Source organism: Caulobacter sp. 73W (assembly GCF_041021955.1).
Lineage (GTDB): Bacteria > Pseudomonadota > Alphaproteobacteria > Caulobacterales > Caulobacteraceae > Caulobacter.
Window position 1 is genome coordinate 581,256 of the sequence record NZ_CP158375.1, and the last position, 21,922, is coordinate 603,177.

A 21,922-nucleotide genomic window follows, 5' to 3' on the forward strand; every position below is an offset into this window, starting at 1 on the left:
TCTCAAATGAGGGCACGCCGTCTCAACGCGGCTGCTGGAGCATAAGAATTTGACCATCAAGTCCACACGCGAGCGCCTGCTCGAGTTCATCGATGATTTGCGACGCGGCGTTCCTGGCCATGTCGGCCACGGCGGCCCACGCGCAGGATGACACCTTTATCGAGGAAATCGTCGTCACCGGTTCGCGCATCGCGCGCCCTGACCTCGTCTCCTCCAGCCCCATCGCCACCGTCGGCGAGCAGGAGCTGAAACAGTCGGGCATCGTGAACACCGAGAACCTGCTCAACACCCTGCCGCAAGCGGTTCCGGGCGTGACCTCGACCGTGAACAACGGTTCGGGCGGCGCGGCCACCGTGAACCTGCGCGGCCTGGGCGCCAACCGCACCCTGGTGCTGGTGGACGGCAAGCGGCAGACCCCGACCAGCCAGACCGGCACCGTCGACCTGAACCTGATCCCGCCCGCCCTGATCCGCAGCGTTGAGGTCGTCACGGGCGGCGCATCGGCCGTCTACGGCTCGGACGCCGTTTCGGGGGTCGTTAACTTCGTGCTGAAGCGCGACTTCGAAGGCTTCCAGTTCACCGCCGGCTATCAGAACACCGATGACCTGGACGCGCCGATCTATTCGGTGGACGCCACCATCGGCGCCAACTTCGCTGACGGCAAGGGCAACGTGGTCCTGTCGCTGGGCTACAACGACCGCGAGCCCCTGACCCTAGGCAAGCGCGGCGGCCTGCTGGGCTCCGCCTACGCCGATCCCACCGCTGCTCAATACGCCGCCGGCTTCCCGAATCGGCTGCTGCGCAGCGGCTCTCCTTCTCAGGCAGATGGCACGGTCTGCGGGTTCAACGCCGGCGCACGCCCGCTGAACCTGCCGGGCGGCGCGGGCACGGCGTCGGATGTGCCCTGTTCACCACCGGCGGCGGCGTGCGGTTGTTCAACGCGACCACCGACAGCTATAATTTCGCGCCGCTCAACTACGTCCAGACGCCGCAAGAGCGTTACTCGGTCACGGCGCTGGGCCACTACGAGATCGCGCCGGGCATCGAGGCGTTCGCCAAGGGCAACTTCGTCTATTCGGCCGTGACCCTGCAGCTGGCCGAAACCCCGATCGGGAACCGGACCTACCGGTTCACCCTGGACAACAACCCGTTCCTGAGCGCGGCCGCCAAGGCGTCGCTGAAAGGCCTTAGCAGCACGACCCCTTACACCATCCCGGCGTCGTCCCCCGCTGGCGGGACCTATACCGACGTCGATACGGACGGCGACGGTATCTTCGACACCGTCACCGGCGTCTTCAACCGCCGCCTCACCGATGTCGGCCCCGCATCAACGAGTTCAACTTCTACGGCTTCCAGACCCAACTGGGCCTGCGGGGCGACCGAACTCCATCAACGGCTCCTGGGAGACGTACATCCAGTACGGCAACACCCACGGCTCGCAGTCGCTGCTCGGCGACACCAGCCAGGCCCGCATCCAGCAAGGCCTGCTGCTGAACGCGGCCGGAACCGGCTGCCTGGATTCGTCGCCAGTCGGGATATCGAGTTCTAAAGGTCCGTCGTCCCGTTTCCGCTTTGGGCAAAGGGTCGCGGCGGGCTGGAAGTGCTTGGGGAAAATCGCGCTGTGCGTGTAGCCTCGGCTCTTGAACCGAGGCTTCGCCGTGCCCGAGACGCTAAAGGACAGTCCTGATCGACAAGCCAGCGCGGCGCGCCTGGTGCAGTTGGCGGAGACCCTGGCCGGCGTGGGCCACTGGCGCCTGGATTTCCGCACCCAGAAGGTCGAGTGGTCCGACCAGGTCTATCGGATCCACGGCGTCGATCCCGACACCTTCGACCCCAATATCGACGCCGCCATAGACGCCTATCACCCCGACGACCGCGCCCAGGTCACGCAGATGGTCGAGCGGGCCCAGACGTCGGACGAGCCCTATGCCGCGACCTGGCGCCTGCGCCGGTTGTCGGACGGAGTGGAGCGGATCGTCTCCATCCGCTCGGCGGTGGAGACGGACCCGACGACCGGCAAGCCCGTCGCCCTGTTCGGCGTCTTCCAGGACATCACCGAGCAGCAGGCCGCCCTGGATCGCGCCGAGAACAGCGAGCGCCGCTATCGCCTGCTGGCCGAGAACGCCACCGACGTCATCGCCATCTATCGGCCGGACTCCATCTTCACCTACCTGTCGCCCTCGGCCTATTCGCTGCTCGGCTATCGGCCGGAGGAGATGATCGGGGGTTCGACCTACACCATCATCGATCCGCGCGATCAGCCCCGCGTCTCGCGCGAGTTCGGCGCCTACATCGCCGCCGGTCCAGACGCCGCCCCCGCCAGGATTGAATATCGCGGCGTTCACAAGGACGGCCATTGTGTCTGGGTGGAGGCGCACCCCCGCGCCCTGTTCGACCAGAATGGTCAGTTGATCGAGATGCACGATGTCGTCCGCGACATCAGCCAGCGCAAGGAAGCCGAGACCAGGCTGGAGGAGAGCGAGCGCCTCTACCGGCTGATCGCCGAGAACGCCACGGACATGATCGTGCGCATGGCCGCCGACGGGACGATGCTCTACTGCTCGCCCGCCTGCCGGCAGCTGGGCTTCGAGCCGCACGAACTGATCGGCCGCAACCTGCTGGACGGGATACACGAGGACGAGCGTGAGAAGGCCCGCGCCAATCTCGCCGCCCTGTTCTCCGGCGAGATGCTCGAGGCCGCCGCCGACCGCCAGCACCGGGTGCGGGCCAAGGACGGCCGCTGGGTCTGGCTGGAAGGCGCCCCGTCCGTGGTGCGCAACGAGCAGGGCCAGGCGGTAGAGGTGATCAACGTCCTGCGCGACGTCACCGCCCGCATCCAGATGGAGAGCGAACTGCGCCACGCCAAGGTGCAGGCCGACGCCGCCGCCGCCGCCAAGGCCGATTTCCTGGCCACCATGAGCCACGAGATCCGCACGCCCCTGACCAGCGTCATCGGGTTCTCGCGCCTGCTGAACGAGATGAACGGGCTGCCCGACTCCGCCCGCCACTTCGCCGGCCGCATCAGCCGCGCCAGCCAGAGCCTTCTGGCCCTGATCAACGACATCCTCGACTATTCGAAGCTGGAGGCAGGCCAAGTGGCGATCCATCGCCAGCCGACCCAGACGCGGACCTTCCTGTCGGACATTCACGACATGTTCGCCTCCCAGGCGGCGGCCAAGGGGCTGGCGATCAGCCTGACCGTGGAGGACGCCGCCCCCGCCGAGATCAACATCGACCCCGACCGCCTGCGCCAGGTCCTGGTCAACCTGATCGGCAACGCGGTGAAGTTCACGGACGCCGGCCAGGTCGAGATCGTCGCGGATTGGGAGCCGCAGAGCTCGGTCGTCATCATGTCGGTCAGCGACACCGGCGCCGGCATCCCGGCGGACAAGCTGGTCAACCTGTTCAAGCGCTTCTCGCAGGTGGACGGCACCTCGACCCGCAAGCATGGCGGCACGGGCCTGGGCCTGGCCATCTGCAAGGGCCTGGTCGAGGCCATGGGAGGCAAGATCGGCGTCGACAGCGTCGAGAATGAGGGCTCGCGCTTCTGGTTCGTCCTGCCCGCGGGCGAAAGCCTGACCGACGACTTCACACCGTCCGACATTCGCTTCGATCCCGACGCCCGCATCCTGGTCGTCGATGACCACGAGCCGAACCGCGCCCTGGTCCGCTCCCTCCTCGTCCCCTACGGCGTGCTGGTGGACGAGGCCGTGGACGGCGAGATGGCGACCGCCATGGCCGCGCGCACGGGCTATGCCGCGATCATCATGGACATGCACATGCCGACCATGAACGGTCAGAAAGCGGCCCAGGCGATCAAGAAGGGCGGCGAAAGCCGCGACGCCCCGATCCTGGCCTTCTCCGGCGACCGGCGGGTGAAGGCGACGGCGGGGTCCGGCTTCGACGGGCGGCTGGACAAGCCGATCTCCGGCGTCGCCCTGCTGACCGCCCTGCGCGACGCCCTGGCCGGCAAGGCTGGATAAAGAAAGGGCGGCGCAGGACAGCGCCGCCCTAGTCACGCAGAGGAGATTCTGAAGCCGCTCGTCAGACGAGATGTTTCAGAAAGAACCCCGCCGGTGCGGACTGAAAGGGTCAGCCCGCTCCGTCAGGATGACGACGGCGCGCCCGCGCCGGTGTCGTGATCACCATGTCAGTCGTAAAAGCCGCCGCTGCATCGATGCGCGGCGGGCAAGCCGTCCTTGGTGACGAATTCCAACAGTCCTCCTGCCGGCGTTCTTGGGCCGGTTGAGGGTGATGTTGAACCCGCCATGACAACGCTGTCAAGCGTGGGCGGCGATACCGTCGATGAATGGACGACGCGGCGAGGTCAGGGGTTCAGTGCGCCTTGCCGGCCCGGACCAGGCGCGAAGCGGCGGAATGGAAGCGGGCGTCCGCTTCGCCGGCCTCGGCCATCGTCTCGAAACGCACGACGGAGGCCTTGAGAGCGACCTGGACCTCGGCGTCACGAGCGTAGCCGGCGGCGGTCTGGCGGGCGCCTTCCGCGCGCTGGGCGGCGTTGCGGGCCTGCTGGTCGTGCCACTGGGCCAGGGCCTCGGCGGTCAGGGTCTCGTCGAAGGGCGTGTCGGTGGCGTGCGGCACCCGGCCAAAACCGATGGCCACCCAACCGTGGATAAAGCCGAAGCCCTCTTCCGACAGCAGATAGGTGATCTGCCGCTCCTCGGTCTGGCCGGTATAGTCGTCGGTGGCGGGGTCAAACTCGCGCAGCACCACGATGTCGCCGAGCTGGAAGCCGCGATCATTGCGACGCATCTCGAACGTCTTGGTCCCGGCCCGGATGGCGGCGAAGTAGTCGGGCCAGCACTTCAGTTCGTGGCGGGTCATGGCGGGGCTCCCTAAAGGCGGCTTGCTAGCCTCATTCTCCCCTTCCCGTCACCCCGCCGACGCAAAAAATCAGGTGGAGCGTCACGCCGGGCTCTGGTCGCCTCCGGCCGGCTTGCGGTGCGCGGCGATGCAGGTGACGACGCTGAGCACCACGATGGCGAAGGCGACGACCTCCAGCGGGGCCGGCAGGCGGCGCTGCCAGACAAAGCCGTAGATCAGGGCGAACAGGGTTTCGAACAGGATCATCTGGCCCACCAGGGTCAGCGGCAGAAGCTGGCTCATCCGGTTCCACAACGCATTGCCGATGATGGAGGCGAACACGGCCAGGCCGATGGATGTGCCTACCAGGCGCAGCCAGTCCTCCCCGCCGTGCGGATTGGACGGCAGGACAACGGCGGCAGGGATCAGCATGATGGCCAGGGCGCCGGTGACCACGCCCGTCAGCAGGTTCCAGTCCTGGGCCGACACCCCGTCCAGCCGCGCCAGCCAGCGGCTGTTGCCGACAGCGAAGATCGTCCAGGCGGCCAGGGCGCCGATGGCGCAGGCCAGCCCGATCAGTTGCTTCGTCTGCGATCCCGACGCCGGCGCGCCCATGGCCTGCCAGCCGATGCAGACCGCCCCAAGGGCGCAGAGCATCAGGGACGGCGCCAGCTTGCGCAGGGGCACGGCGCCCTTGTCGCGGCTGCCGATGATCGTCACCGCGACGGGCAGGAAACCGACGACCAGCGAAGTCATCGCGATGCCGCCCATCTGCACCGCCGCCGACAGCAGCAGGTAGTAGACGATGTTGCCCATGAACGAGATCCACAGCAGGCCCAACCACTCGGCCCTGCCGATCCTCGGCAGCAGACGGCCCAGGCGCGGTGCGATCAGGGCGGCGGAGATGATGCCGTAGGCGAGGTAGCGCCCGATCGTCAGGTCGAGGGGACGGAAGTCGCTCACCAAGGCCGGCACCAGGAACACCAGGCCCCACAAGGCGCCCGCCCCCGCGCCGTGGAGGACGCCGGACATCATCGGTCGCGCTTTCGTGTTCTGGGAAAGGTGCAGCGTCATGTGATGAGGGATATCATCGGCCAGATAATCCGAGCGCCCTAGATTGGACGCCTGAACGAGGAATTCGCTCGCCAGATGGCCGCTTCACGCGACAACGCCCCGCCAACCCTCGACGCCTTCGATCGCGCCATCCTCCGGCTGATCCAGAAGGACAACAAGACGCCCCAGCGCGTCATCGCCGAGCAGGTCAGCCTGTCGGCCGCCGCGGTCCAACGCCGGATCGCCGCCATGGAGGCCAGTGGCGTCATCGCCCGCAACGTCGCCATCATCGAGCCGGAGGCCCTGTCCCTCGCCATCACCTCCCTGGTGGAGGTGCGCCTGCGGGACGAGCGGGCGGCGACGGTCGATGCGGCCAGGGCCCTGTTCCGCGACACGCCCGAGGTGCAGCAGTGCTACTACGTGACCGGCGGGGTCAGCTTCGTCCTGGTGATCGTCATTCGCGACATGCCCGCCTATGAGCGGCTGACCCGCCGCCTGTTCGCCGAGAACGAGCTCGTGGATCACTACAGCTCCCTGATCGCGCTCGACCGGGTCAAGACCGGCATGGAGCTGTCGATCAGCTGACCGCCGGACACAAAAAATCCGCCGGAGCGCGGGCTCCGGCGGATCGTTTGTTCGCGAGGCCTATGGACCTTAGGCGGCCGGGGCCTGAGCCTTCAGTTGCTCCAGCACCAGGGCCTTCACTTCGGCCGGCAGCGGCACATAGGCCAGCGCCGAGGCCGAGGCGTCGCCCTTGGCGTAGGCCCACTCGAAGAACTTCAGGACCTGGGCCTGCTTGGCGGCGTTGGCAGGTTGCTTTTGGACCAGGATGAAGGTCGCGCCCGAAATCGGCCAGGCGCCGGCGCCGTCCTGATCGATCAGGACCGGAGCGGTCTTCCAGTCAGCGCCGGCCGCGGCGGCGGCGAAGCTTTCGGCGCTCGGGTTCAGGAAGGTCGAGCCGTCCTTGGACTGCAGCTGGGCGTGGGCTAGGTTGTTCTGCTTGGCGAAGGCGTATTCGACGTAGCCGATCGAACCCGGGGTCTGGCGCACGAAGGCGGAGACGCCGTCATTGCCCTTGCCGCCCTGGCCGGCCGGCCACGACACGGCGTCGCTGGCGCCGACCTTGTCCTTCCACGCCGGGCTCCTGGCCGACAGGTAGGTGGTGAACAGGAAGGTCGTGCCCGAGCCGTCGGCGCGGTGAACCACGGTGATCGGCAGGTTGGGGATGCTCACGCCGGCGTTCAGGGCGGCGATCTTCGGGTCCGACCACTTGGTGACGGTCCCGGCGTAGATGTCGGCCAGCAGGGCGCCGCTCAGTTTAAGCTGACCAGCGGCCACGCCCGGCAGGTTCACGATCGGCACGACGCCGCCGATGACGGTGGGGAACTGGAACAGGCCGGCGGCGTCCAGGTCAGCCTGGCTCAGCGGCTTGTCAGTGGCGCCGAAGTCGACCGTCTTGGCCTTGATCTGCTTGATGCCGCCGCCCGAGCCGATGGCCTGGTAGTTGATGGCGACACCGGTCTCGGCGCGATGGTCTTCCGCCCACTTGGCGTAGAGAGGCGCCGGGAACGTGGCGCCCGCGCCCGACAGACCCGCGCCCGAAGCCATGGCGCCGGGCGACTTGCCTGCGTCGTCGGACTTGCCGCAAGCGGCCAGGGTCGCGGCGCCGGCGAACACGGCGAGGGTGAGAAGGATCGACTTGGCGCGCATTGGCGGAAACCTCGTGTGAAGCGCTCTGGGATCGCAGGGCTAGTGGCCCGGACGCTGATCCTTAGCGCCTCAAACCAACCCGCCTCGCGACGTCCCTAGAGCAGTTTCACGACAGTTTCGTGACAATTGTCACAAAGCTATGCGAACCGCCCGGCGGCTCCGTCCTTACGGACGCGGGCCCTTCTTGAACGGCTTCTTGAAGCCGTCCGGCTTGGCCTTGAAGCCAGTCTTCGGCGTGAAGCTGGTCTGCGGGCGGTCATCCTTGCGGAAGTCGCTCTTGCCCTTGAACTCGCCCTTGGCCTTGAAGTCCGACTTGCCCTTGAAGTCGGGCTTCCTGAAGCTGTCGCCGCGATCCTCACGGGGCTTGTACTCACTGCGCCGCTTCTCATCGCGCGGGTCGTATTCGCCGCGCGGCTTGAAATCGCGCTTGGGCTTGAACTCGCCCTTCGGCTTGAAGTCGCCCTCTTCCCGGCCGCGATACGGCTTGCGCGGACCAGCGTCGTCGCGCGGGCCGTCGAAACGGGGCTTATCGCCGCGCGGACGGTCGAAGGCGCGTTCCGGGAGTTCGCCACGTTCGGCGCGCTCAGGGCGCGGACCATCGAACTTGGGACGCTCGCGGCGCTCGGGACGCGGACCGTCGAAGCGGCGTTCCGGACGCGGCCCGTCGAACTTGCGCTCGGGGCGCGGACCACGCGGGCCTTCGCTGCGGGCGGCCGGCGGGGTGGTCGGCTCGATGCGGATGTCGTCTTCCGAGGTCGCGGCCACGGCGGCCGAGAACTTCGGCTCGGCTTCCTTGGTGATCTCGAACTTGGTCTCGCGATCGAAGATGCGGATCGAGCCGATGTCCTTCTTCAGGACGTGGCCCAGACGGCAGATCAGCGGGATCAGCCACTTGGGGTCGGCGTTCTTGGCGCGGCCCACATTGACGCGGAACCACACCACGTCCTCGGGCGCCGGGCGCTCGCGGACTTCACGCTCGGGACGGTCGCCGCGGCGGATTTCCTGCGTGCCGCCATCGGCGAACATGTCTTCCGGTTCCGGCAGACGCGAGCGGTAGACGCGCGCCAGGGCGGCGGCGACCTCTTCAGGCGAGCGGCTTTCCAGGATGGCGCGGCCCATGGCCAGGTCGTCCTCGCTGGCCGTCTCGGTCAGCAGCGGATCGGACAGCATCCGGGTCTTGTCCTTGGCCCGGATGGAGTTGGCGGTCGGCGGGTTCTCCCACACGCCTTCGACGGCGGCGGCGTCCAGCAGCATCTCGGCCTTGCGGCGACGGGTGTACGGCGCGATCAGCACCGAGACGCCCTTCTTGCCCGCGCGGCCGGTACGGCCCGAACGGTGCAGCAGGGTGGCGCGGTTGACCGGCAGATCGGCGTGGATGACCAGGCCCAGGTCGGGCAGGTCCAGGCCGCGCGCGGCGACGTCGGTGGCGACGCAGACGCGGGCGTGGCCGTCACGCAGGGCCTGCAGCGCGTCGGCGCGTTCCTTCTGGGTCAGTTCGCCCGACAGGCCGACGACCGAGAAGCCGCGCTCGCGCAGGCGGGCGTGCATGTGACGAACGCCGTCGCGGGTGTTGCAGAACACCAGGGCGCCGGGGGACTCGAAGAAGCGCAGGACGTTGACCACCGCATGCTCCACCTCGTTCGGGGCGCAGCGGATGGCGCGATACTCGATGTCCCCGTGCGGCACGTCCTTGTTGGTCGTGTCGATGCGCAGGGCGTCGCGCTGATAGGTCTTGGCCAGGTTGGCGATCTCGCGCGCGATGGTCGCCGAGAACAACAGGGTGCGGCGGGTTTCCGGCGCGGCGTCCAGGATGAACGTCAGGTCTTCGCGGAAGCCCATGTCGAGCATCTCGTCGGCCTCGTCGAGGACGACGACGCGCAGCTCCGACAGGTCCAGGCGGTCACGCTCGACGTGGTCGCGCAGGCGGCCCGGCGTGCCGACCACGATGTGGGCGCCGAAGTTCAGGTCGCGCATCTGCTTGCGCAGATCCATGCCGCCGACGCAGGACACGATGCGGGCGCCGGCCTGGGCGTACAGCCAGGTCAGTTCGCGCTCGACCTGGATGGCCAGTTCGCGGGTCGGAGCGATGACCAGGGCCAGGGGCGCGGCGGCGGGGCCGAACGTTTCGTCGTCGCCCAGCAGGCTCGGCGCCGCGGCGAGGCCGAAGGCCACCGTCTTGCCCGAGCCGGTCTGGGCGCTGACCAGCAGGTCGCGGCCTTCGGCGTCGGCTTCCAGCACGGCGGCTTGGATCGGGGTCGGGTTCTCATAGCCCTGCGCGGCGAGGGCGCGCGCAAGGGCCGGATGGGTCGGGGGAAAGCTCATGGTAGTCCTTGGCCGGGTCGAACGCGCAAGGCGCGCCGCCAGATTGCGACGCTCGAAAACCCGGGCGAATTCTTTGGATGTGGCGGCTGATAGCAGAAAACGGCGCCCCGCGCCATGGGGTGCGCCGTTGAGTCCTGCCCTGCCCTAAGCCTCGTCCTGGAAGATCGCCTCGATGGACTGTTCGAACAGCCGCGCGATCTTGAACGCCAGGGGAAGACTTGGATCGTACTTGCCGGTCTCCAGGGCGTTGACCGTCTGGCGGGACACCTCCAGCCGCGCCGCCAAATCCGCCTGGCTCCAGTCCCGCTCGGCCCGCAGGACCTTGAGCCGGTTCTTCATCGATCTGCTCTGAATGACGTCATCGGCTGGCGCGCAGCCACCAGACCGCCCAGCCGACGCCGTAGCCGATCAATTGAAGGACGAAGAAAAAGAATGCTCCCGCCGCGAAAACCGCGCCCGGGCCACCAAGAGCGGTCCCTAGCGGGGCCGCCAGAGATGGTGCGGCCAGTAGAATTGCGGCGATGCAGAGGGCGACACACGCCGCCAATGATCCGCCGTGGAAATAACCGCTCATGTGAGCCTGGCGCACGGCTTCATCGGCGGTCTTCCACCAGCGCCACGACAGGCGCAAAGCCGCCACGTTCACGACGGACAACAACACCAGAAGGACGGCAATCGGGATGGGCGAGACCTGCGCCCCCGCGTCCTTGGTCCCGAACAAGAACCCCACCGCGAACGCCAGGAGAGCGCCGAGAGCCAACACGGACACAAGCGACCTACGAAGAAGCATGACCCGGCTCCGCTGATGACAAGGAAACTTGTCATCACGGAACGCATGGAGTCAAGCTCGCTTTACAGAACCCCACCTGCGATCATGCCTTGCGTGCTTCGAGACGCGCTGACGCGCTCCTCAGCATGACGAGCTTAGGTTGCTACTGAAGCCGTCATCCTGAGGAGCGGGCTGCAAGCCCGCGTCTCGAAGGACGCAAAGTCCCTACTTCCAGACCTTGAAGTGCTTGGACAGCTTCAGGCCCTGGCGCTGGTAGTGCGAGCCATCCTCGCCGTACAGACGCGTCGGGCGCGCGGTCAGCGGCTCATAGACCAGCCGCGCGACGATCTGGCCGTCTTCCAGCAGGAAGGGGGTCTCGTGGCTGCGGACCTCCAGCACGCCCTTCGAGCCGACGGCCCCCGCCTCCTCCGTGCCGAAGCCCGGATCGAAGAAGCCAGCGTAGTGGACCCGGAACTCGCCCACCGACGGGTCGATGGGGGTCATCTCGGCGGCCTGCAGCACCGGGATCTGCACGTTGTCCTTGGACGCCAGGATGTAGAACTCGCCCGGATCGAGCAGCAGCTCGCCCCGGCGCGGCTCCAGCGGCTCCCAGAAGTCGCGGGGATCGTGGCCGTCCACCTTGTCCAGATCGACAACGCCCGCGTGGCGGCGGCCCCGGAAACCGGCCACGTCGGCGGTCAGGTCGACACCGACGCTGCGGGTCTCCAGCTTCGGCGGCTCGCCCTGCTTCAGGCGCAGCTGGTTCAGGCGCGTGCCGGCCCGCACCAAGACGGAAAAGGTCTGCGGCGCGATCTCGATATAGAGCGGGCCGTCATAGCCGGCTTCGACGTCGTCGAAAGTCAGGCCCCGGTCGGTCAGCAGACGCACGAACACGTCCACCCGGCCGGTCGAGCTTTTCGGATTGCCCCGTGCCGAAATCCCGGCCGGCAGGCGCAAGCGCTCCTGCACCTCGGCGATATAGACGCAGCCCCGCTCCAATACCGCGCCGGCGGCGAGGTCGAGCTCGTGCATCTTCACGTCGTCCAGGCGCTCCATCACCGTGCGGCCGCGCGGCAGGAACGAGGCCCTCACCCGCCAGGCGCGCACGCCCAGCCGCAGGTCGAGGCTGGCCGGCTGGACCTGGTTGGAATTGAAAGCGGTGAGCGAAGTGATCGCCTCGCGGGCGATCAGGTCCTCGATGGACTGGCAGGGAAGGATGCCTGCGGCAAGGGTGTCGGTCATTGGACGGCGACACTCGCCGCACCGCGCGCCGAAGGCAAGGCTTGGTCTGTGACGAGTTTTCCTCGAAGGCGCGACAGGCGCGTTCGGCTTGACCTTGCGATGGGTGTAAGCCTTTCTCCGCGCGACGAAACTGAGGAGCCCCGTCATGGCCGAAGATCCGAAATCCTGGAACGCAGCGACCAAGCTGATCCGGGGCGGCCTGATGCGCAGCCCCTGGGGTGAGACGGCCGAGGGCCTCTTCCTGACCCAGAGCTTCGTCTACGATTCGGCCAATGGGGCGGACGCCCGCTTCGCCGGGGACGAGCCGGGCTTCGTCTATAGCCGCTACGCCAACCCGACGACGGCCATGTTCGAGCAACGCCTAGCCCTGCTGGAAGGCGCCGAGGCGTGCCGCGCCGTTGCCTCGGGCATGGCGGCGGTCCACGTCGCCCTCCAGGGTCTGGTCCAGGCGGGCGATCACATCGTGGCCGGCCGCGCCCTGTTCGGCTCCTGCCGCTGGATCCTGTCGACCCTGATGCCGCGCTACGGCGTCGAGGTGACCTATGTGGACGGTCCCGACCTGAAGGCCTGGGAGGCGGCGTTCCGCCCCAACACCAAGGCCGTGCTGATCGAGACCCCCTGCAATCCCCTGCTGGAGATCACCGACATCGCGGAGGTGTCGAAGCTGGCCCGCGCCGTCGGCGCCAAGGTGGTGGTCGACAACGTCTTCGCCACGCCGATCTTCCAGAAGCCGCTCGAACTGGGCGCCGACGTGGTCGTCTATTCGACCACCAAGCACATCGACGGCCAGGGCCGCGTCCTGGGCGGGGCGATCCTGTGCAGCCAGGAGCTGATGGACGAGGCCTACCGCGACCTGCTGCGCCACACCGGGCCGGCCATCTCGCCGTTCAACGCCTGGCTGCACCTGAACGGCCTGGCGACCCTGGACCTGCGCGTCCGCGCCCAGACCGCGACCGCCGCCAAATTGGCCGACATCATCGGTAACCATGAAAAGGCCCAGCGAATCTTCTATCCGGGTCGTTCGGACCATCCGCAGGCGGATGTGGCGAGGAAGCAGATGACCGGGTTCTCCAATCTGGTCGCCTTCGATCTGGGTTCGCGCGAGCGGGCCTGGGCGTTCCTCGACGCGCTGCAGCTGGTGGACATTTCCAACAACCTCGGCGACGCCAAATCCATGGCCACTCACCCGTCCACCACCACCCACCGCTCGATGAGCGACGAGGACCGCATCGCCATCGGCGTGACCGAAGGCTGCGTGCGCATGTCCGTGGGTCTGGAGGACGCGGAGGACCTGGCGCGCGACGTCGAAAGGGCCCTCGACCTCGCATGAGACGCATCCGCCACAAGCGCAAGATCGACGCCCCGGTCTATGAGACCAAGACCCGCGACATCCTCGTGCGCGTGGCGGCTGACTACATGCCCGGCCACTCCGACCCCGACGCCAACCGGTACTTCTGGGGCTACATGGTCGAGATCGAGAACCATGGCGAGGAGACGGTCCAGCTCGTCTCCCGTCACTGGGTGATCACCGACGCCATGAACCGCGTCGAGGAAGTGCGCGGCATCGGCGTGATCGGCGAGCAGCCCGAGCTGAAGCCCCGCGAGGCGTTCCGTTACAACTCCGGCTGCCCCCTGCCCACCTCGTCGGGCACCATGCGCGGCGCCTATCAGATGATCACCGAGGCCGGCGACGTGTTCGAGGCGATGATCCCCGAGTTTTCCCTGCACATGCCGGACGCCCGCAAGCGGATGAACTGAGCCGGAGGCGCTTGCGCCCTCCGCCCCGCCGGGCCAACGTCCCTCCCTCGTTGTTCGGGAGGGGTCATGATCCGCAAAGCCTTGCTGCTCGCCAGCGCGTTCGCCGCGCTCTCGTCTGTCGCTCATGCGGAACCGACCGCCGCCGACCACGCCAAGGTCAAGGCGGCCCTGGCCAAGAGCCCGGTCTTCGACGGCCATAACGACCTGCCCTGGGCTCTGCTGGGCGGCTACGACAGCGATCCGGACAAGGCGGGCATCGACGGCGACACCCGCGGCAAGCTGCACACCGACATGGATCGCCTGAAGCAGGGCGGCGTCGGCGCGCAGTTCTGGTCGGTCTATGTCCCGGCCAATCTGAAGGGCCCGGAGGCCACCCAGGCCGTCTGGCGCCAGATCGACACCGCCCGCCGCATCATCGAGCGCCGCCCCGACCGGCTGGAGTTCGCCCGCACCGCCGACGACGTGGTCCGCATCGAAAAGGCCGGCAAGATCGCCTCGCTGTATGGGATCGAGGGCGGCAACGCCATCGACGGACAACTGTCCATGCTGCGCGAGTTCCGCGAGGCGGGCGTGGCCTACATGACCCTGACCCACTCCAAGACCCTGCCCTGGGCCGACAGCGGCACCGACGCGCCGGTCAGCGACGGCCTGTCCCCCTTCGGCGAGGAAGTGGTTCGCGAGATGAACCGCGTCGGCATGCTGGTGGACCTGTCCCACGTCTCGCCGGCGACCATGAGGGATACGCTGCGCGTCACCCGCTCGCCGGTGATCTTCAGCCACTCCTCGGCCCACGGCGTCACGCCGCACGCCCGCAACGTGCCGGACGACGTGCTGCAGCTGGTAGCGGCCAACAAGGGCGTGGTGATGATCACCTTCGTCCCCGGCTTCGTGTCCGAGAAGGTCCGCCAGTGGGGAGCCGAGAAGTCCTCGGTCGAGACCCGCTTCACGGCCCTGAACCCCGGCGACCCCGCCGCGGTGAAGAAGGGCGTCGACGCCTGGGTCGCGGCCAACCCGGAGCCCAAGGCCAGCTCCAAGGACATCGCCGACCACGTCGAGCATGTCCGCAAGGTCTGCGGGATCGACTGCATCGGCCTGGGCGGCGACTTCGACGGCATCGAAAGCACCCCCACCGACATCACCGGCGTGGAGTCCTACCCTGTCCTGCTGGCCGAGCTGTCCTCGCGCGGCTGGACCGAGGCGGACCTGCGCAAGCTGACCGGCGAGAACGTCCTGCGGGTCATGCGCGCCAATGAAGCCGTGGTGAAGTCGCTGGCCGGAGAGAAGCCCCGCCTGCTGAGCGACAAGTAGTTTCCTCTCCTGCCCGGTAGCGAAGCGTACGGGGGAGGTGGATCGGCGCGCCAGCGACGAGACGGATGGGGCGTTAGCTGAATCAGCAGAGCGCCCCCTCCACCACCCTTCGGGCGGTCCCCCTCCCCCGCAAGCGGGGCAGGAGAGAAGGCGCTAGCCCGCCTTGTCCGGATCCAGATCATAGACCCGCGAGCAGTACTCGCAGGTCACGTGGATCTTGCCGTCGTCCTCGACCATGTCGGCCCGCTCTTCGGGGCTGAAGGACTGCAGCACGGTCTCGATCCGCTCGGGCGAGCAGCGGCAGAAGGCCTTGAGCGGCTGAGCCTCGAACAGGCGCACGCCGTCCTCGTGGAACAGGCGGTACAGCAGCGTCTCGGCCGGCACGGTCGGGTCGATCAGCTCGTCCTCGCCCGTGGTCTCGAACAGGGCGCGGACGTGATCCCAAGAAGCCTCGGTGTCGCCGCGCGCCTGGTCGCCGCCGATCATCTGGATCATCAAGCCGCCGGCCCGCCACTTCGGACCCGAGCCGTCGTTCACTTGGCCCACGGCCAGGCGCAGGCGGGTCGGGGTCTGTTCCGACTGGGCGAAATACTGCTCGGCGCACAGGGCCAGGGTCTCGCCCTCGATCGGGGTGACGCCCTGATACCGGTCCATGTCGGGACCCTGGTCGATGGTCATGATGAACACGCCGTCGCCCAGCAGGGTCTTGGCGCCCGGACGCGCGAAGCCTTGCGAGACCTCGGCCACGCGCTCCGGGTCAAAGCGGCAATAGCCGCGCATCGAGCCGTCCGTCTCATAGTCGCAGACGACATAGGCCACGGGGCCGTCGCCCTGGGCCTGGACGATCAGACGGCCGTCGAACTTCAGGGCCGACCCCACCAGGGCGGCCAGCGCGCAGGCTTCGCCCAGCAGGTTGGCCACCGGCTCGGGATAGTCGTGATGGCTCATCACCTCGTTCACGGCGTCGCCCAGACGGACGATCCGGCCACGGACGGGGTGACCTTCGATGGAGAAGGCGGCGACGAGGTTGTCGGTGATTTCGGTCATGGGGCGGTCAGATAGGGGCTCGCGCGCAAGATTGCGAGCCCGGCCGTCACCCCACCTTGCCAAAGCACCAGGCCAGGACCGACTTCTGGGCGTGGATGCGGTTCTCCGCCTCGTCCCAGACCAGCGAGCGCGGGCCGTCCAGAACGGCGTCGGTGACCTCTTCGCCGCGGTGCGCCGGCAGGCAATGCAGGAACACGCCGTCCGGGTGCGCCAGGTCCATCAGCGCCTCGTCGACCTGGTAGGGTTCGAAGGCGGCGATGCGCTCGTCATGATCCACGTCGCCCATCGACACCCAGGTGTCGGCCACCACGCAGTCGGCGCCGCGCACGGCTTCGCGCGGATCGTCGGTCATGGTGATGCGGCCCTGCTGCTCGGCGGCGCGGGCCAGATCGACCAGGTCGGGATGATAGACCGCCGGGCAGGCGATCTTCAGCTCGAAGCCCAGCTTCGGCGCGGCGTGGATGAAGCTGGCGCAGACATTGTTGCCGTCGCCCACCCAGGCGATCGTCTTGCCCTCGACCGAGCCGCGATGCTCTTCGAAGGTCAGCAGATCGGCCATGATCTGGCAGGGATGGCTCTTATCGGTCAGGCCATTGATCACCGGCACGGTGCTGTTCTGGGCGAACAGCGCCACGTCCTCGTGGAAATTGGCGCGGATCATCACCGCGTCGACCATGCGCGACAGGACGCGGGCGGTGTCCTCAATGGTCTCGCCACGGCCCAGTTGCATGTCCGAGGCGGTCGAGATGATGCCCGCCCCGCCCAGCTGGCGGATCGCCGCGTCGAACGAGAAGCGGGTGCGGGTCGAGTTCTTCTCGAAGATCATCGCCAGGGTGAGGCCGTCGGCCGGCGCATCGGCGTCCACGCGCGCCTGACCCCAGCCTTTTCGCGCGGCCTTGCGGGCCTTGGCGTCCTCGAGGATCGCGCGCAGGTCGGAAGCCTCAAGCTTCCAGAGGTCGATGAAGTGGCGAGGCGTGGTCATCTCTAATTCCTAAACTCCGCTCACCCCGGCGAAGGCCGGGGTCCAGATGACGGACACAGCGTTCCACGATCTGGCTCCCGGCCTTCGCCGGGATGAGCGGTTGAAGGTTTAAGCGGCTTTTTGCGACGCCCGGACGACGTCCAGGGTCTTTTCCAGCTTGCCGATGGCTTCGCTGGCTTCGTCCATGGTCAGGTTCAGGGCCGGCAACAGGCGGATGCAGTTGTCGCCGCCGCCCGCGACCAGCAGCTTCTGGTCACGCGCCAGGGCCATGAACTCGCGGTTGTTGCTGGCCAGCTTCACGCCGATCAGCAGACCCTTGCCGCGCACGTCGACGATCAGGTCCGGATAGCGGTCCTTCAGGCCGTTCAGCTGCTGGACGAAGTAGCCGGCCACGTCGCGAACGTTGCCCAGGGTCTCTTCGCTGTTGATCGTGTCGAAGGCGGTGACGCCGATGGCCATGGCCAACGGGTTGCCGCCGAAGGTCGAGCCGTGGACGCCCACGGTCATGCCGCGCGCCGCCTCGGCCGAAGCCAGGCACGCGCCGATCGGGAAGCCGCCGCCCAGGGCCTTGGCGATGCACATGATGTCCGGCGCGGCGTCGCTGGCCCACTCATAGGCGAACAGCTTGCCGGTCCGGCCCATGCCGCACTGGACCTCGTCATAGATCAGCAGGACGCCGGCCTCGCGCGTCATGGCGCGCAGCGCGTTCAGCTGGGCTTCGGTCAGGGCGCGGGCGCCGCCCTCCCCCTGCACCGGCTCGATGATCACGGCGGCCGTCGTCGGGCCGAGCGCGGCCTTCAGGGCTTCCATGTCGCCGAACTGCAGCTGGGTGTAGCCCGGCAGGCGCGGGCCGAAGCCCTCCAGGTAGCTGGCGTTGCCCGAGGCGTTGACCGCCGCGTAGGAGCGGCCGTGGAACGAGCCGTCGAAGCCGATGATGTCGACCCGGTCAGGCTGGCCGTTGACCACGTGGTAGCGGCGCGCCGTCTTCAGCGCGCACTCGATGGCCTCGGTGCCGGAGTTGGTGAAGAACACCGCCTCGGCGAAGCCGGCCGCCGCGCACAGGCGGTCAGCCAGGTCTTCCTGCTGCGGGATGCGGAAGATGTTGGAGACGTGCCAGAGCTTCTCGCCCTGCTCCTTCAGCGTCTTCACCAGGGCCGGATGGGCGTGGCCCAGGCCCGTGGTGGCGATGCCGCCGACGCAGTCCAGATAGACATCGCCGTCCGTGGAGAACAGTCGCGAGCCCTCGCCTCGTTCGAACGCCAGCGGAGCGCGGTTGTAAACGCCCATGATGTGCGTTTGCGCGGCGGCGGACGGGGACGTAGGCGTGGTCACTGTGCAACCCTCCAAAAGCTGATCCCCGCGCTGCGGCGCGGGGATGGGAAGGCTGAGCGTTGTCGTCGCGTACGCGCGCTATGTCAATAAATCAGCTCTTCAGGCGCCAGCCGCGCTGGAACAGGCGCAGGCACAGGAAAAACAGGCCGACCGTCAGCACCGCGGTCAGGATCGCCCCGATGGCGATCGAACCGTCCGACACGCCGATGAAGCCATAGCGGAACCCGTCGATGAGATAGAAGAACGGGTTGTAGTGGCTGATGGTCCGGAACGGCTCCGGCAGGCGCTCCACCAGGTAGAACGTGCCCGACAGGAACGTCATCGGCATGATCAGGAAGTTGGTCACCGCTGCGAGGTGGTCGAACTTCTCAGACCACAGGCCGGTCAGGATGCCGACCATGCCCAGGATCAGGGCCGCGCCGATACAGAAATAGACCGCCCAGAACGGGTGGACCAAGGTGACGTTGGCGAACGGCAGCACGGCCAGGGCCGTGACCGCTCCCACCAGCACCCCGCGGGTGGCCGCGCCCAGGGTGAAGGCCAGCACCTGCTCCAGCGGCGACAGCGGCGGGGTCAGGAAGTCCGAGGTCAGCCCCATCATCTTGGCCTGCAGCAGGCTGGACGAGGAGTTGGCGAAGGCGTTGTTCAGCACGCCCATCATGATCAGGCCGGGCGCGACGAAGGTGGCGAAGCTCACCCCTTCCATGGCGGGCCGCGAGGCGCCGACCGCCACCACGAACACCATCATGTAGAGCAGGGTCGTCACCACCGGCGCGGCCACCGTCTGGGTGCCCACCTTCCAGAACCGGCGGATCTCCTTGAGATACAGGGTGCGGAAGCCCCGCCAGTTGAAGCCCGCATAGTCGCGCGGCTGCGGCGGAATCACGGTGTCGGCCATGTCTTTCATGCTCGCCTAAGTGCCCCCGCCCCTGCCCGATCGCAAGGATCGGCGCCAGTGGACTCGACGAATCTCGAGTCGGTTATCAACATCTTGTTTCTGTGGACAGACGCAATGGCGCCTATTGTGTGCCTTAACTCCTGGTTTACGATTAGTGGTGTGGAGGCCGGGGCACACCCGCCCTCCGACACAAGATGTTGTCCATGACGCCGCGGGGGCGGCGCTGGACTAAGCGGCTGGAGGGTTGGCTATGAGCTGGACCGACGAACGGGTCACCACGCTGAAGAAGCTTTGGCTGGACGGGCTTTCCGCCAGTCAGATCGCCAAGCAATTAGGCGGCGTCACGCGCAACGCCGTCATCGGAAAGGTCCACCGTCTGGGCCTGTCGGGCCGCGCTGCGCCTTCGCAGCCGAGCCGCCCGGCCTTCAAGACCCCGCGCCCGGCGCGTCCGGTCTCGGCGGCCCCATCGGCCCCGCGCCGCGTGGCGGAAGCTGTCTCGGCCACGGCTCCGGCCGTTCCGGTCCAGCAACCGGTCTATCGCGTGGAAGAGCCCGGCTCGGCCACCGTGCTGACCCTGGGCGCGCACATGTGCAAGTGGCCGATCGGCGATCCGTCGACCGACAGCTTCACCTTCTGCGGCCGTCGCTCGTGCGAAGGCGCGCCCTATTGCGTCGAGCACGCCAAGGTCGCTTACCAGCCGCAACAGACCAAGAAGAAGTCGGGCGCGACCGAGCTGGCCCGCTCGCTGCGCCGCTACATCTAGAACGACTGCCGGACGGCGGTGAACGTGCCGGTCTTGCCCATGGCGAGCACCTGGCCGTTCATCGTCCGTCCACGCACCGTGCCGGTATATCGCGCGTCGAACTCATAGAAGGTCCAGCGCGTCCGATAGGACCAGGACAGACGATCGTCCTTCACCGCCGCGTACATGAGGGGGTGGCGCTTGCCGCCCTTGATCTTGGCGTGGCTGGTCTCGCCGTCCACGCACTCGCCGCTGATGCGGCCGCCCAGCTCGGTGAAGCGGCAAGTGACGGTGAAGGTCAGCGGCCCCCACTTGCCATGCACAAGCCAAGTCCCTGGCACGGGCGCGACAGGAGCCGCCTTGGCGGACCCCGCCAGGAGCAAGAGCGCCATGACAGGCGCAAGAAACTTCATGATGCACTCAAGAGAACCGGTGTCGGGGGACTGCCCATCCTGACGCGACGGAACTTTCGAGATCATTGACGCCTGACGCCTGCGACAACGCGCCCTATGCTGAAGCCGTGACCGACTCCGACGCCGCCACCAACGCCTCCGCCTATTCCGTCTCGGAACTGGCCTTCGCCCTCAAGCGGACGCTGGAGGATTCCTATGGCTTCGTGCGCCTGCGCGGCGAGCTGTCGAAGGTCACCTTCCATTCCAACGGCCACGTCTATCTGACCATCAAGGACGACAAGGCCGCCATCGACGGCGTCGTCTGGAAGGGCAGCGTCCGCAACCTGCAGGTCCGCCCCGAGCAAGGGCTGGAGGTGATCGTCACCGGGCGCATCACCACCTATCCGGCCGGATCGCGCTATCAGATAGTCATCGAGGGGATGGAGGCCGCCGGCGTCGGCGCCCTGCTGGCCCAACTGGAACGGCTGAAGGCCAAGCTGGCCGGCGAGGGTCTGTTCGAGGCGGCGCGCAAAAGCCCCCTGCCCGCCATGCCCGCCGTGGTCGGCGTCATCACCAGCCCGACCGGCGCGGTGATCCGCGACATCCTGCACCGCATCCGCGACCGCTGGCCCTGCCGCGTCGTGGTCTGGCCCGTGGTCGTCCAGGGCGACGCCGCCGCGGCCCAGGTCTGCGCCGCCATCCGCGGCTTCAACGCCCTGCTGCCCGACCAGGAGATTCCGCGCCCCGACGTGCTGATCGTCGCGCGGGGCGGGGGCTCGGTCGAGGACCTGTGGCCCTTCAATGACGAGACCCTGGCGCGGACGGTGGCGGAAAGCGCCATCCCCCTGATCTCCGCCGTGGGCCACGAGACCGACACCACCCTGATCGACTTCGTCTCCGACCGCCGCGCCCCGACCCCCACGGCGGCGGCGGAGATGGCCACCCCCGTCCTGTCCGAACTGCGCGCCGGGGTGGCCGACTACGAGCGCCGCCTGGCCCGTTGCAGCGGCCGGGTCCTGGAAGAGCGCCGCAACCGCCTGGCCGCCGCCGCCCGGGGCCTGCCGCGCCCCATGGACCTGATCGCCCTCGGTCAGCAGCGCTTCGACAACGCCGCCAGCCGCCTGGGCGCCGCTCTCAGCCGCAACGCCGACGCCCATGAGCGCGACCTGGTCCGCGCCGCCTCGCGCCTCAAGCCCGGCCTGCTGGAGCGGCCGCAGGTGCTGCAGGCCCAGCGCCTGGCCGAGTTCTCGGCCCGCATGAAGCCGGCCCTGGATCGTCGCCTGACCCGGATGGAGCAGGACCTCGCCGGCCTCGACAAGCTGCGCCGCTCGCTCGATCCCGACCGCCCGCTGAACCTGGGCTTCGCCCGCGTGCATCACGCCGACGGCTCTCTCGCCCGCTCGGCAGCCGCCCTGTCGAACGGCGAAGGCGTGACCCTGGTGTTCGGCGATGGCGAACGCGGCGCGGTCATCGCCGGCGGCGGCGCGGCCCCCAAGGCCAAGGGCAAGCCGGCGAGCCCCGCCGACCAGGGCGATCTCTTCTAACG

20 protein-coding genes are annotated in these 21,922 nt (G+C 67.9%); 8 read left to right on the forward strand and 12 right to left on the reverse strand.

Annotated features, from left to right (window positions below; all coding sequences use genetic code 11):
* The first annotated feature begins 92 nt into the window (after nucleotides 1-92).
* Nucleotides 93-1,085 carry a TonB-dependent receptor plug domain-containing protein gene (locus tag ABOZ73_RS02795; RefSeq protein ID WP_369060533.1) on the forward strand — a complete coding sequence of 331 codons (993 nt, stop codon included), beginning with the start codon at nucleotides 93-95 and terminating at the stop codon, nucleotides 1,083-1,085.
* A gap of 573 nt (nucleotides 1,086-1,658) precedes the next feature.
* Nucleotides 1,659-3,983, forward strand: coding sequence for a PAS domain S-box protein (locus tag ABOZ73_RS02800; protein ID WP_369060534.1), 2,325 nt, complete (start codon nucleotides 1,659-1,661; stop codon nucleotides 3,981-3,983).
* Between the two features lie 352 nt (nucleotides 3,984-4,335).
* On the opposite strand, the gene ABOZ73_RS02805 is transcribed toward ABOZ73_RS02800, so the two are convergent.
* Together ABOZ73_RS02805 and ABOZ73_RS02810 are read right to left on the reverse strand one after the other, a co-directional pair.
* Nucleotides 4,336-4,842, reverse strand: coding sequence for an ASCH/PUA domain-containing protein (locus ABOZ73_RS02805; RefSeq protein WP_369060536.1), 507 nt, complete (start codon nucleotides 4,840-4,842; stop codon nucleotides 4,336-4,338).
* A gap of 81 nt (nucleotides 4,843-4,923) precedes the next feature.
* On the reverse strand, nucleotides 4,924-5,853 hold the full coding sequence (locus tag ABOZ73_RS02810) for a DMT family transporter (RefSeq protein WP_369060537.1): 930 nt from the start codon (nucleotides 5,851-5,853) through the stop codon (nucleotides 4,924-4,926).
* Between the two features lie 117 nt (nucleotides 5,854-5,970).
* Here ABOZ73_RS02810 and ABOZ73_RS02815 point away from each other — a divergent pair, with 117 nt between their 5' ends.
* Complete coding sequence (locus tag ABOZ73_RS02815) at nucleotides 5,971-6,459, forward strand: Lrp/AsnC family transcriptional regulator (protein WP_369060539.1); 489 nt, start codon at nucleotides 5,971-5,973, stop codon at nucleotides 6,457-6,459.
* 69 nt (nucleotides 6,460-6,528) lie between these two features.
* Here the strand turns inward: ABOZ73_RS02815 and pstS are convergent, their stop codons facing one another.
* The 5 genes from pstS to ABOZ73_RS02840 all read right to left on the reverse strand — a co-directional run bounded on the left by pstS (nucleotide 6,529) and on the right by ABOZ73_RS02840 (nucleotide 11,917).
* Entirely contained in the window at nucleotides 6,529-7,584 is a 1,056-nt protein-coding gene (gene pstS / locus ABOZ73_RS02820; RefSeq protein ID WP_369060541.1) for a phosphate ABC transporter substrate-binding protein PstS, read from the reverse strand.
* Nucleotides 7,585-7,749: 165 nt separating this feature from the next.
* Nucleotides 7,750-9,906, reverse strand: a complete 2,157-nt coding sequence (locus ABOZ73_RS02825; RefSeq protein WP_369060543.1) for a DEAD/DEAH box helicase — start codon at nucleotides 9,904-9,906, stop codon at nucleotides 7,750-7,752.
* Between the two features lie 144 nt (nucleotides 9,907-10,050).
* The gene (locus tag ABOZ73_RS02830) at nucleotides 10,051-10,245 is read right to left on the reverse strand and encodes a helix-turn-helix transcriptional regulator (RefSeq protein ID WP_369060545.1); all 195 of its coding nucleotides are present in this window, start codon (nucleotides 10,243-10,245) and stop codon (nucleotides 10,051-10,053) included.
* 19 nt (nucleotides 10,246-10,264) lie between these two features.
* Complete coding sequence (locus ABOZ73_RS02835; RefSeq protein WP_369060547.1) at nucleotides 10,265-10,696, reverse strand: hypothetical protein; 432 nt, start codon at nucleotides 10,694-10,696, stop codon at nucleotides 10,265-10,267.
* A 204-nt stretch (nucleotides 10,697-10,900) separates the two neighbouring features.
* Entirely contained in the window at nucleotides 10,901-11,917 is a 1,017-nt protein-coding gene (locus ABOZ73_RS02840; RefSeq protein ID WP_369060548.1) for a 2'-deoxycytidine 5'-triphosphate deaminase, read from the reverse strand.
* A 145-nt stretch (nucleotides 11,918-12,062) separates the two neighbouring features.
* Here ABOZ73_RS02840 and metZ point away from each other — a divergent pair, with 145 nt between their 5' ends.
* The 3 genes from metZ (at nucleotide 12,063) to ABOZ73_RS02855 (ending at nucleotide 14,983) form a co-directional block, all read left to right on the forward strand.
* Nucleotides 12,063-13,247: an O-succinylhomoserine sulfhydrylase gene (gene metZ, locus ABOZ73_RS02845; protein ID WP_369060550.1), complete on the forward strand. Its 1,185-nt coding sequence runs from the start codon at nucleotides 12,063-12,065 to the stop codon at nucleotides 13,245-13,247.
* The gene (gene apaG, locus ABOZ73_RS02850) at nucleotides 13,244-13,675 is read left to right on the forward strand and encodes a Co2+/Mg2+ efflux protein ApaG (RefSeq protein ID WP_369060551.1); all 432 of its coding nucleotides are present in this window, start codon (nucleotides 13,244-13,246) and stop codon (nucleotides 13,673-13,675) included. The genes metZ and apaG overlap by 4 nt, the downstream gene beginning before the upstream one ends.
* A gap of 66 nt (nucleotides 13,676-13,741) precedes the next feature.
* Nucleotides 13,742-14,983: a dipeptidase gene (locus ABOZ73_RS02855; protein WP_369060553.1), complete on the forward strand. Its 1,242-nt coding sequence runs from the start codon at nucleotides 13,742-13,744 to the stop codon at nucleotides 14,981-14,983.
* A 153-nt stretch (nucleotides 14,984-15,136) separates the two neighbouring features.
* Here the strand turns inward: ABOZ73_RS02855 and ABOZ73_RS02860 are convergent, their stop codons facing one another.
* The 4 genes from ABOZ73_RS02860 to ABOZ73_RS02875 all read right to left on the reverse strand — a co-directional run bounded on the left by ABOZ73_RS02860 (nucleotide 15,137) and on the right by ABOZ73_RS02875 (nucleotide 19,251).
* A complete protein-coding gene (locus ABOZ73_RS02860; RefSeq protein ID WP_369060555.1) occupies nucleotides 15,137-16,030 on the reverse strand; it encodes an Hsp33 family molecular chaperone in 894 nt (297 codons plus the stop codon).
* 46 nt (nucleotides 16,031-16,076) lie between these two features.
* A complete protein-coding gene (argF, locus tag ABOZ73_RS02865; protein WP_369060557.1) occupies nucleotides 16,077-17,012 on the reverse strand; it encodes an ornithine carbamoyltransferase in 936 nt (311 codons plus the stop codon).
* A 108-nt stretch (nucleotides 17,013-17,120) separates the two neighbouring features.
* Nucleotides 17,121-18,344 (reverse strand): aspartate aminotransferase family protein, encoded by a 1,224-nt coding sequence (locus ABOZ73_RS02870; protein ID WP_369060559.1) that lies wholly within the window; start codon nucleotides 18,342-18,344, stop codon nucleotides 17,121-17,123.
* Nucleotides 18,345-18,435: 91 nt separating this feature from the next.
* The gene (locus ABOZ73_RS02875; RefSeq protein WP_369060561.1) at nucleotides 18,436-19,251 is read right to left on the reverse strand and encodes an ABC transporter permease; all 816 of its coding nucleotides are present in this window, start codon (nucleotides 19,249-19,251) and stop codon (nucleotides 18,436-18,438) included.
* Between the two features lie 241 nt (nucleotides 19,252-19,492).
* Here ABOZ73_RS02875 and ABOZ73_RS02880 point away from each other — a divergent pair, with 241 nt between their 5' ends.
* Nucleotides 19,493-20,005 (forward strand): GcrA family cell cycle regulator, encoded by a 513-nt coding sequence (locus ABOZ73_RS02880; protein WP_369060563.1) that lies wholly within the window; start codon nucleotides 19,493-19,495, stop codon nucleotides 20,003-20,005.
* On the opposite strand, the gene ABOZ73_RS02885 is transcribed toward ABOZ73_RS02880, so the two are convergent.
* A complete protein-coding gene (locus ABOZ73_RS02885; RefSeq protein ID WP_369060564.1) occupies nucleotides 20,002-20,376 on the reverse strand; it encodes a hypothetical protein in 375 nt (124 codons plus the stop codon). The genes ABOZ73_RS02880 and ABOZ73_RS02885 overlap by 4 nt on opposite strands.
* Nucleotides 20,377-20,504: 128 nt before the next feature.
* Here ABOZ73_RS02885 and xseA point away from each other — a divergent pair, with 128 nt between their 5' ends.
* On the forward strand, nucleotides 20,505-21,920 hold the full coding sequence (xseA, locus tag ABOZ73_RS02890) for an exodeoxyribonuclease VII large subunit (protein ID WP_369060565.1): 1,416 nt from the start codon (nucleotides 20,505-20,507) through the stop codon (nucleotides 21,918-21,920).
* Nucleotides 21,921-21,922: the final 2 nt, after the last annotated feature.